At 42.3% G+C, this 10,233-nt stretch carries 11 protein-coding genes; 2 read left to right on the forward strand and 9 right to left on the reverse strand.

All coding sequences use genetic code 11. The features are described 5' to 3' along the window. Nucleotides 1–25 precede the first annotated feature (25 nt). The 3 genes from LRL21_RS38110 to LRL21_RS46500 form a co-directional block, all read right to left on the reverse strand. Nucleotides 26–436 (reverse strand): GNAT family N-acetyltransferase, encoded by a 411-nt coding sequence (locus LRL21_RS38110; protein WP_240421038.1) that lies wholly within the window; start codon nucleotides 434–436, stop codon nucleotides 26–28. Nucleotides 437–493: 57 nt separating this feature from the next. Beyond that, nucleotides 494–1,798 carry a TerD family protein gene (locus tag LRL21_RS38115; protein ID WP_420832540.1) on the reverse strand — a complete coding sequence of 435 codons (1,305 nt, stop codon included), beginning with the start codon at nucleotides 1,796–1,798 and terminating at the stop codon, nucleotides 494–496. A 349-nt stretch (nucleotides 1,799–2,147) separates the two neighbouring features. Continuing rightward, a complete protein-coding gene (locus tag LRL21_RS46500) occupies nucleotides 2,148–3,056 on the reverse strand; it encodes a helix-turn-helix domain-containing protein (protein ID WP_240421039.1) in 909 nt (302 codons plus the stop codon). Nucleotides 3,057–3,190: 134 nt separating this feature from the next. Between LRL21_RS46500 and LRL21_RS38125 the strand changes: the two genes are divergently transcribed. Continuing rightward, the gene (locus tag LRL21_RS38125; protein ID WP_240421040.1) at nucleotides 3,191–4,519 is read left to right on the forward strand and encodes a DUF455 family protein; all 1,329 of its coding nucleotides are present in this window, start codon (nucleotides 3,191–3,193) and stop codon (nucleotides 4,517–4,519) included. Between the two features lie 208 nt (nucleotides 4,520–4,727). Here the strand turns inward: LRL21_RS38125 and LRL21_RS38130 are convergent, their stop codons facing one another. Further along, nucleotides 4,728–5,132, reverse strand: coding sequence for a nuclear transport factor 2 family protein (locus LRL21_RS38130; protein WP_240421041.1), 405 nt, complete (start codon nucleotides 5,130–5,132; stop codon nucleotides 4,728–4,730). Nucleotides 5,133–5,203: 71 nt separating this feature from the next. Beyond that, on the reverse strand, nucleotides 5,204–5,671 hold the full coding sequence (locus tag LRL21_RS38135; protein WP_240421042.1) for a DinB family protein: 468 nt from the start codon (nucleotides 5,669–5,671) through the stop codon (nucleotides 5,204–5,206). Between the two features lie 195 nt (nucleotides 5,672–5,866). Between LRL21_RS38135 and LRL21_RS38140 the strand changes: the two genes are divergently transcribed. Then, on the forward strand, nucleotides 5,867–6,769 hold the full coding sequence (locus tag LRL21_RS38140; protein WP_240421043.1) for a LysR family transcriptional regulator: 903 nt from the start codon (nucleotides 5,867–5,869) through the stop codon (nucleotides 6,767–6,769). Between the two features lie 180 nt (nucleotides 6,770–6,949). Here LRL21_RS38140 and LRL21_RS38145 read toward each other — a convergent pair whose 3' ends face one another. The 4 genes from LRL21_RS38145 to paiA form a co-directional block, all read right to left on the reverse strand. Continuing rightward, a complete protein-coding gene (locus tag LRL21_RS38145; RefSeq protein WP_240421044.1) occupies nucleotides 6,950–7,627 on the reverse strand; it encodes an HAD family hydrolase in 678 nt (225 codons plus the stop codon). Nucleotides 7,628–7,747: 120 nt separating this feature from the next. Beyond that, the gene (locus LRL21_RS38150) at nucleotides 7,748–8,371 is read right to left on the reverse strand and encodes a hypothetical protein (protein WP_240421045.1); all 624 of its coding nucleotides are present in this window, start codon (nucleotides 8,369–8,371) and stop codon (nucleotides 7,748–7,750) included. A gap of 326 nt (nucleotides 8,372–8,697) precedes the next feature. Next, nucleotides 8,698–9,255 carry an FMN-binding negative transcriptional regulator gene (locus tag LRL21_RS38155; RefSeq protein ID WP_240421049.1) on the reverse strand — a complete coding sequence of 186 codons (558 nt, stop codon included), beginning with the start codon at nucleotides 9,253–9,255 and terminating at the stop codon, nucleotides 8,698–8,700. Between the two features lie 97 nt (nucleotides 9,256–9,352). Continuing rightward, nucleotides 9,353–9,871: a spermidine/spermine N(1)-acetyltransferase gene (gene paiA / locus LRL21_RS38160; RefSeq protein WP_240421046.1), complete on the reverse strand. Its 519-nt coding sequence runs from the start codon at nucleotides 9,869–9,871 to the stop codon at nucleotides 9,353–9,355. Between the last annotated feature and the right edge of the window lie 362 nt (nucleotides 9,872–10,233).

Consider the following 10,233-nt stretch of genomic DNA (forward strand, 5'->3'; position numbering starts at 1 on the left):
CTTGTGTCCGTACTTAAATTTCTATTTAATTTATTATTTTAGTTAGCATGATTTCCAATGGCTCATTTTCCAGTAATAAACATCCTGCATCCCGGTATCCTAACTTTCTGTAGAAGTGCTGTGCCTCTTCATTAGCCAGAGTTGACGTCATGACCAATTTGAAACCTTTTTGTTTCATTTCATCTTCCCAAAAGTGAACGACTTGCTTGCCTACACCCTTACCTCGATATTGTTCGTCGATCCAAATCATATTCAAAAAGGGTGTGTTATCCCAGAAATATCCATACCTCATCCATCCGATATTATTTTCATCTTGGTTGCGCAGTATATATATTTGATTTTCTTTTATCTTGGGCAATATTAAGCTCTCTACAATATGATGGTCACGGTCTCGTATGTATCCATAGTCTGAATCAGTTGCAACAACAATTTTCATTTTATCCCCCTGCATGTACAAAAGATACCCTCGTGATCAGACAGAAGCAACAATCCCTTATTTTTCGCTGGGTGCTCCCCATTGTATTCCCCAATTATAAGCCTTATCTAGTTCGATATGGCCGCTGTAATATTTGACAAGCCGTTTGATACTAAAAGTCTGGCCGTCTACATTCTCAATCATGGCGATTGCACAAGTACCCTTGCGGTTGTCATGCTGGTCAAGCCGCACTTCGATATCTGGACCGCCCGCCTGCTTAATCGTCACGACGCCATCAGCTTGAGACCAGTTATTTACACCCTCATAGATGAAAGCGAACACGAGAATCCGCTTGATCTGGCCGACCTTGTTGCCGTTGATACGCAGATTCTCACCGTTGGCTTTGACGCCTGTTCGATCATCGCCATCCAGCGATATGTAGGGTGAGTAAGCATAACTGCCGAATTGTCTACCGAGCGCCTGGACGACGCCCTTTCTGCCGTTCTTCATCTCGAACAAGCAGGCCAGATCGAGGTCGACATCGCTAACGCTCCGCCGCTTAAAGAACCCGCCGCCAGAGCTCTTCTGACGGTTCCAGTTCAGGTTGACAACAATTTCACCAAGCGAGTCGGTACCTCTCTGCAGGTTGATTGCTCCGTTCCGCTTGGTCAGTGAAATTTTGCTCTGGCGGATCGGCGGAGCAGCTGGAGCTGGCTTGGACAACTGCGATGCTGGTTCGGACGGTTTGGTAACCTGAGGCTGTGGGGCTGACTGAATACCCGCCGACTCAGGCTTCGGCTGTGCCGAAGGTGTTTCATCCTGCAGCTTGATGCCGAATCTACCGCAGAGTGCGCCGAGGCCGCCCGAGTAGCCGGAACCGACGGCGTTAAACTTCCATTCTCCGTGGTATCTATACAAATCTCCGATGACGATAGCAGTTTCTACGGAAAAATCTTTACCGATATCATAGCGAAGCAATTCAGTTCCAGACGAAATGTTTATAACACGTATATAAGCATCGTCCACCCGAGAAAAGTTTTGTTTTCTTGCGTCTCCCTCGTAAATGGTCAGTGTAAAAGAAATGCGATCCAACTCAGCAGGTACGTGCTTTAGTTTAACGAGCACCTGCTCGCGATCGATAGTGCCACCAAAGCTTGACTTGGCGTCGCCAGCGATGATGACCGAACCATCCACAGACCTCGGATTGCCATAGAAAATCAGGTCAGCATCACCAACCACCTTCCCGTCTGGACAAAGCAGGAATGCTGAGAAATCGACATCGATGTCGGCGCCTACCTTCCAGCCCATTCCGACGACAATATCGCCGATCGCAGGATTGTTTTTGGTAATATCCGACTTCTGGCCTTTCTTCAATGTAGACATCAGTATCCTCCTACAAAAATAGTTATAATGTTTTGTATCACATTTGTTTCTCGTTCGATGCAATGTAATTTCGTATCGATTGTTTATATGAAAAGATTACCATATTTAAAGACGCTTTTATAGTTTGATGACTTGTTCATTCAGGATTTCGCATCTCATAGAAGTGGTGAACGAAAGAATCAATTACACAGAAAATTGCCTTATATAATTTCACTCATCAACGAAAAAGCAGACTGCCGTAGCGGTCTGCTTCATTTTCAACTGCTGCATCTTCCGAATGGGCATCCCTATGGCTCAAAAGTAGCTTAGAACTTGAATATCTGTCATTTTATCTTTTTTGTCATAGCCGTCAGCTGTTTGTAACCTGTCCCGTGACCGCCTTCCGACGATATGTTCCAGGCGACACACCGACCATTTGCTTGAACAATCGGTTAAAATGACTAAGATCATCGAAGCCGATTTCTTTGGCGACATGAATGATTTTGTCGTCGGTCGTCTCCAGTAGACACTTAGCGAATCGAATGCGAATATCGTTACGATATTCCAAAAACGTCTTGCCTACTACCCCACGGAACAACGCGGTGAATTTACTTTGGCTCATGCCTGCCATCGAGCTCACTTGCTCAAGCGTCAACGGACTGGCGTGGCGTAACTCAATGAATTGACAGACCCGCTCAATCATTTCATTGTCGCTTGTGATGGAGGAAAGCGGCTTTTGCTTGTTTTTCTCGTATATTCGGCTTAGAGTTATGAAAATCTCAATTAATTTGGTCTTAATGAGGAAACGATAACCGCTTTCTTTGGATTTGTATTCATGAATGAGCCGGTCCATCAACTCACGAAGCTCGAACTGCTGCCTCAAGTTCAATGTCAATTTGCATTGAAAGGATACGTTAGACCGCAGGAATGGCTCCATGTAGTAGAAGTCGATAAATGAAGTCACATTCGACAATGCCTTGAGCTCCCCTATCAAAAGCGAAGGCACGAATAAAACATTGACTACCTTTAATTGCTCGTTCTCTCCAACGCGGTAGGCATGTTCCTTCCCCGGCTCGATGATGAAAACGTCTCCTTGCGATATCGGGAACAACTCCCCTTCGTATTCATGCTCTCCCTCACCCTGAGTAATGAAGGCGAGTTCCACGAACTCGTGCGTGTGCGGAGGAATCGTCTTGTTGCTCTCAATTTGATAAGGAGCGGCATGAAAGAGAAAATCCTTGCTTTCTAAAAACTTATCGTTTTTGTATAAGTCTGCCACGATTTCTCGCTCACTCCCTAATCTGTCGGATTCGCCAATTCGTTCGTTAAATCCACCAAGTCTCGTTTCCTACCTTTATTATACAATTGTATCAGTTAAGTTAAACAAAATCACGATGAAAGGATGGCGTTCAAATGACTGTCCAATTTGAAATCGAGAGATTCGAATCGCAAGAATTGCGCAATAAACTTGGGGATTACTGGATGCGTGTGCCGGAACAAATCTCACTTTTGAATCGTTTTATTTTTCTGGATTGGGCTTCAGCCCGACTCATTGCCGGCTGGGTTCCCGCAGCGAAGGAACTTGGATGGAAGTCCGAGCTTAGCCGACACATGTGGATAGATATGACCTGTGCCAATCGTCTTCTTGGTCGCAAGGAAGAGCTTGCCGCAAACGCCAAGATCCATATTCCTACGCCTCAAATCCAGAAGTTTCTACAGGATGTATCAGCAGCGGACGACTTCTACGCGTTCCTCGCAGGCTGGTATCTTGAGGTTAAAACTGAAATCATCTACGCATTGGAACGACTTACCGAATCACTCGACCCGATCTTTGACGCACCGACATTAGAGCTTATCATCGAGCTGTTGCCAAAAAAACGCGATCAGATCGAATGGGCCAAACGCCTTATCCATGATTCTGTGAAAGAGCCTGCCATTCTTGAAAGCGTAACAAGATGGCGCAAATACGCACGCGAATACGTCAGACATCTGAACGGCATAGATGGACGTGCAGATTTGGGCGCTTTTTCAAAACCAGCCAAGCCGAATGTGGAATCCTATGGACCCGCACCCAAAAAAAGAACGATGCCCGACTGGTTGATTAAGGGAGACTTCGCAAATCCACCGGAAGCTGTGCGTGACAACCTGAAAATATTCATGTGGCATTATATGACGGAAATTCAGGTAGTCGATCCAATGTGCTATGTTTTCTATGGGCTGGACGACATGCCCTTTGAATTTTACGTCGATTTCAGCCGCCATATCTGGGACGAGTGTCGTCACCATCAGATGGGCGTTCGTAGACTAGAACAAATGGGCTACGACATCAAACAGTTTCCTATTCCTTTTGTCGAAGATGCAATCCAAGAGCTGGAGCATTTCTATGCGGAATTGACGATGTTTGGCGAATCGTGTTCGTTTAGCCGCAAAAAGAAATCCATGGACAGCTTTTACGCTAAATCCGATATTATCTCCGGCATGACTGCCGAGATCGATATCGTCGACGAACGAACACATGTAAAGTTCGGTAAAAAGTGGACGCCCTTGCTTTACAAACATCGACATGAAAATGAACAAAGCTTAGACGAAATCGTACGCAGCATTATGGACCGACGATTTGCTGGAGCCGCTGAAGGTAGCGATCTCGGGAAGCTCAGCGAGGAAGAACGTAGAAGCATTACGCACTTTGCCTTCTGCGGAAAAATCGAATTCAAGAATCTAGTTTTTGACAAGCTATCATAAGATGGAAATTCATACACTCGCTATGCTAAAAAAACAAATTGAACATTCAAAGCGTGATCTGCAAATCTTACGTAATGAGAAATTTGGAATGACCAAAAGCTGTCGAAAGCTATCGACAGCTTTAAATCGTGGATGAGGGCAAGATATATCTTTTCCACGGCTTTTTAAAGGCATAAGATTGCCGTTCATGATAGTATCTATATATCTATTATGGGGTCTCATAGTTTTTTAACGGCATACCTACATATTCGCGGAAGGAGCGGATCCGCTCTGCCTCGAACTCGAAAACAACCGTAAGCTCATTGCGATAAGGCCGTCCATTCAACGAACCTTCCGCGCGAAATACCACCATTCCGCTGTCCTCATTTTCAAGCACGATGAGCGGAGTCAGCTGCACCTGCAATACTGAACGCTCGAATCTGATCAATTCCTCGAACCGCTCTTTACCCTGCTGCTCGTGATTCCACCCCTCTAGCGGGAGCGGAACGAAGAAATGAAAGTCTTCCGTAACCTTCTTAAGGAAATCGACTGTATGCCCTGTTTCGAAAGCCTGCCTAAAAGCATCAAACACTTCGAGAGTTCGGGATGAGACTGCGCTAACGGATTTTTCCATGAAAAAACCTCCTAAAGAATCAATATCTGATTGTTGAGATGCCATGCAAAAGGACTCTTGGTTTTCTATGGTTAGCGCGACAGGACCTTTAGCTGGCTCGATATCGTTCCAAGGTGAATAGCTTCGTGAATCAGAGCGAAGTTGAACAACTCTCCGGCGGTGTTGAATTGCAACGGTCCCATAGCAAACGGAGTTGAAAGCTTCTCGCCCAACATCTCAGGTGTCAGCTCAGATAGGCGTGAAAGCTGTGCCGTTAATATCTCGACCAACTCTTCCTTCGATGGTGGGGCAAACGTCCAGTCCAAAGGCTTTGTTCCAGAGTTATACAGCTTATCATACGAACCCGGTATAGCCGATGGAGAGCTGAAGCTTAGGCTAGAATACTTATCCATCCAATAAATCATATGGCCGACATTCCAACGAATGGTATTGTTGAAGCCTGCCGTTTGAATGTCGAACAATTCCTCTTGGATAGCTTGCACCTGCTGCAGTACCACTTGACGCACAATTTTTGCTGTGTTGATAATCATTTCAGACATGTTGATTTCCTCCTTTGTAATGAGAAGCGCTTGATATGTTCCAAGTATAGGTCTTATGGAACTTTCCATCAATGCAGTAGACATTACCGGAACGTTAAGTATAAGTTAACGATTATTATTGACAGATAAAGAACATGGAGTGACAATAATCATTGAACATGCATTCAGCGATGCGATTGAAAGCAGGTGTGAGCTATGGAGCTAAAACAACTACAGTATTTTATGGCAATTTGTGAAGAGCTTCACTTCACGAGAGCAGCCGAAAAAATGGGAGTCAGCGCACCCAACATCAGCCAGCAGATCAGGAGATTAGAAGAAGAATTAGGGGTTCTGTTGTTCGATCGTGTGGGAAAAACAATTGTCCTTACAGATGCCGGAGCGATTCTCCATCAACATGGAGCTGCCGTGTTCGGACATCTGCAGCAAGCGAGCGACGCCATTGCTGACCTGAAGCAGATGCAAGGCGGATCGCTATCCATCGGTGTCTTGCCCGGTGACGCGGATCTCATGTTTAATGCCTTGCTATTGAATTTCCACCAGACCTATCCGACCATCTCGCTGTCCCTTCTGGAAACCATGAAAGTAACAGAACAAGTTCTGGACCGAAGCATCGATGTCGGCGTAACCATTGGACCTGTTATCGATGAACGCCTCACATCAATTCCCCTGTTTCATGAGGAGTTCTCATTGGCGGTAAGTATGAAGGATCCCCTTGCTGCGGAGAACTTCGTCTCCTTGAACAGGCTGCATGCCTTGAAGATGGTCATGTTCCCACCCGACCATCAATGCCGCAAGGTGATCGACCGCTTTTGCATGGATAACGGATTTACGCTGCAGCCGCATATAGTGACGACAACGTTATCCTCCCTCCTCCAGATGGTACAGAGCGGAGTTGGTACCAGTGTTCTGCCGCGATTGCTACTGGATAATCTTCACCATACAGACATCAAAGTCGTGCACCTGAGGAATCCTACGCCTTCTCAGGACATTTGTCTGATCTACCGCAGCGACAGATATGTCGGATACGCCATGCGCACGTTCATCAAGACTTTGAAAGCCTACATCGAGACCGCTATTAATCATGCGAAGTCTTCATAGATAGGGTAATACATAAAAGTCAGCACATTGTTTACCTGTATTCAATGTATTCTTCGTGGGAGCATCAACAAAAAACAGACCAAGACTGGAAATACACTTGGTCTGCTTTTTTCTATTATTCAACTCTAACGTTTCTCGTTACTTCAATGAAATAAGCAGGATTTAGTCGATTACAAGGTTTTAGATTAGGTCTAGAACATGCATGGGTTCTGCAATTTGCTGAAATTCATCAGCTTTAGTTCCTCTATTGATAAACCAAGTAGCACGATAAGCCTTAATACCTGCGTTTGTTGCACCCACCAGTTCGTTTGCACCTCCATCACCAATAAATATGGATTCAGAGGGCTCTACTTTGAGTTGATCGCAAGCCAACATGTAAATTTCTTTGTGTGGCTTCGAACATTTGACTTGGCAAGAAAGTACAAGCTCATCAATATAACTTACCAAAGCACTATTAAAAAGACCATGAACTTCTTCTGAGGAGCAGTTACTAACTAATCCAATTTTGATATCTCTTCGCTTTAATTCTTCAAGCAGCTTAAGAATATTGGGTTCAATTTGACGATAGAGCAGCAGCTTCGTGGATACTCGTTTTTCATTTAGTGAATGAAGGATTGCATCATCAACATCAATACTCAGCGTATGGCAAATATCTTTCAATACCATGAAGTAATCTTCAAAATATCCTTTTAACCTTCCTGGTCTTCTGGCAACCCATTCCCGTTCAAATAATTCTTCACTAATCCCTAGAGACGGTCCAGGAGAAACGCTGTCTGGAGTGCCAAACTCTATTGTCCTCCCATTTTCCCTTTCTGTTATGAGTGTCTCAAACAAATCAAAGAAAACAGCCTTTACCATCCAGACTCCACTCCTCATTCAACTATGTAAATCTATTTCTCTGTGAAACTTTATCACAAATAATGAACTAAATACAAACAATTTTTCCAATAAAATGCTTCAGATTAGTCCTTTGAGGAATTAAGGAAAAGAAACGGTTTTTGTTTGAATATCCAACAGCCGAGCTCGTACATCGTTTTTAGAAACAAAAATAGCATCTCCATTTTTATCAATACAGTATGCAATAGGTATCGATACATCACTACCTCTGAATGAGCCATCGGCGTGACTCGTACCAATAATCATTGATTTATATGCTACAGCAATCTTTTTTGCTTCATTTATCCATTCGTCGAACTGTTCCTCACTGAACATTCCTACACCGATTGGATGTACAATTAAGTCAATGTCAGGAGTATCATCACTCTTCACTCCTTGTTTGACCAATTCATCACAAAGTATGTGTCCTATCTTTAAACCCTCTACCGACTTAAAAGTCGTCTGACTGTACTTAATCCTGTCCAAAACGATATCACCGGAACGGTTAATAATTATGGCTCTATCCTTTGGACTGTCGTTTAGCCTTCTATGCCCTCCAATTAAAATCTTGTTATAATTCTTTGCTAGCATACATGCTTGTTCCACATTTTCATTTAGATAACCTTCTGGAAAAATTACAACATCAGCGGAAGAAGTATTTCGCAGTTCCCTCTCAAGTTGAAAAACGTTCTTCTCAAGTTTTGGTTGGATGATTAGAAATTTCATACGAACCTCCAGATATTATTCCAACATTTACTTATAATCAATAGTTCAACAGTTTTGAGAAAATCCCTTTGAATAGTCAACGAATTTGCCTGGAAATTTTCGGCACCTCCAGATGTAACTTATTCAGCCAGTCTTTTCGTACGACACAGTTAGTCCACTTGGAGAAATTCGATATGATTGTCTGCTACAAAAAAACAAGTGGCTGGCTAATGGTAATTACTTATGTGACAGCGAACCCGGCGTCAATAGACCCAGGTTTTCTTGAGATTTATTATAAAGTAAAAATATATACGGCTAATTGAGCTAGCATGTCCCCCTTAGCTGAATCACCTAAGATTTTGTTTCATAAGAGAAGAAATTTTTTGCTCGTCTGCATTTTCGATCTTCTCTAGCTCTTGAATAACCAATTCCTGTCGTTGTATTGAATGGTTTTGGCTTAACTTTGCTTTCCCTTCTATTCTGTTTATTTTCATTTTAAAGCCTTGAACTCCTTTGTTCAAACCACTTAGAAAGTCGGGGTCTATATCCTGCAGCCTGTAGGAACTATTAGGGGTCTCGTACTTCAATACCATATCATTTAAGGAAACCATTAACTCATTTTCGTTATCAATAAGTACGACTTCTCCGTATACATGCACGGTCACATAGTTCCATGTTGGAACTGACTTATTCGTCTCATACCAAGAAGGGGAGATATAACAATGAGGACCATGAAATACTGCTAACACAATTTGATTCCTAATGTCTTTCCATTGAGGATTTGGACGAGCAAAATACCCGTATAGATACATATGATTTTTATCGAGAATTAATGGCAAATGAGTAGCATAGGGTGTTCCATCATGTTGAGAAAACAATGTAGCAAAGCTATTTTCTCTAATAATGTGTTTTTAATTGTAAACCAATAATAGGCAAAAGACCGGACTAGTAAAAGATCCAATTTTAATTATTATTACTATACCAATTTACCACTCTGTCATGTTATATCAATGTTTTGGTCATTATAAAATCAATTTGTTTTTCATCACCCATATAAAAAGAGTGAGCTCCAGTTTGAACAAAACCCATTTTTTTATAAAAAACAATTGCGTTCTCATTCTTTTGCCAAACGCCCAGCCAGATCATCTTTTTGTTTTGTCTATTGGCTATTTCCATCGCTTTGTTTAGCAGGTATTTTCCAAGCCCTTTTCCTTGAAATTTGTATCTAATATAAATCCTCTCAATTTCGAGTGACTCATCACCCATCTTTTCGGATTGGGCATCATTAATATTGAGCTTTAAATATCCAGCAAGTTCTTCATTGAAACAGATGAGAAAGAATTCTGAAGAAATATTGGACAATTCCTTTTCCAACTGTTCAGAGTTAAATGCTCTAACCAGGTAGGCTTTCATATTTTCAGGTGAATTCTGATCTTTAAATGTATCATTAAATGTTTCAATACTTAATTGTTGAAGTATCTCTAAATCTTCAAGGCTGCACTTTTTTATTTTTATAGTCATTTTAAATATAACTCCTTTATATAAAATCAATAATTTCTCTTGTTCCCTTCTTTACAAATTCCCAGTCTCTAATGCTCCGGGAATTATTCCAATTTTGTGTAGAATTCCTTCATATATGCAACTTCATCTTTTTTATTAAATAGTACTTTAAATCACTAGCGTTGCATTAAACTGATCCATCTCAACAGTTGGAATATTCTGAACAATGTTCGGGCTCAGTTTGCCAAAAAGTTGGTCTCCACTTAGAGGTAGCCTGTACATTTGGTATATTATGTAATTTATAGATTTAGGGGATCGATGAAGGGATCAGCAACGTTTGCTTTGCCTTCCTGCCGATGAACGAAGGGGCTTGTAATGAATAC

Source organism: Paenibacillus periandrae (genome assembly GCF_022458865.1).
GTDB classification, from domain to species: Bacteria; Bacillota; Bacilli; order Paenibacillales; family NBRC-103111; genus Paenibacillus_S; species Paenibacillus_S periandrae.

What these genes read in the sequence shown, in the direction of transcription:
- LRL21_RS38125 (WP_240421040.1), top strand. Translation starts at nt 3,191, where the DNA reads ATGACTGTCCAATTTGAAATCGAGAGATTCGAATCGCAAGAATTGCGC.
- LRL21_RS38145 (WP_240421044.1), bottom strand. Translation starts at nt 7,627, where the DNA reads ATGGTAAAGGCTGTTTTCTTTGATTTGTTTGAGACACTCATAACAGAA.
- LRL21_RS38110 (WP_240421038.1), bottom strand. Translation starts at nt 436, where the DNA reads ATGAAAATTGTTGTTGCAACTGATTCAGACTATGGATACATACGAGAC.
- LRL21_RS38135 (WP_240421042.1), bottom strand. Translation starts at nt 5,671, where the DNA reads ATGTCTGAAATGATTATCAACACAGCAAAAATTGTGCGTCAAGTGGTA.
- LRL21_RS38140 (WP_240421043.1), top strand. Translation starts at nt 5,867, where the DNA reads ATGGAGCTAAAACAACTACAGTATTTTATGGCAATTTGTGAAGAGCTT.
- LRL21_RS38150 (WP_240421045.1), bottom strand. Translation starts at nt 8,371, where the DNA reads ATGAAATTTCTAATCATCCAACCAAAACTTGAGAAGAACGTTTTTCAA.
- paiA (WP_240421046.1), bottom strand. Translation starts at nt 9,871, where the DNA reads ATGACTATAAAAATAAAAAAGTGCAGCCTTGAAGATTTAGAGATACTT.
- LRL21_RS38130 (WP_240421041.1), bottom strand. Translation starts at nt 5,132, where the DNA reads ATGGAAAAATCCGTTAGCGCAGTCTCATCCCGAACTCTCGAAGTGTTT.
- LRL21_RS38115 (WP_420832540.1), bottom strand. Translation starts at nt 1,798, where the DNA reads ATGTCTACATTGAAGAAAGGCCAGAAGTCGGATATTACCAAAAACAAT.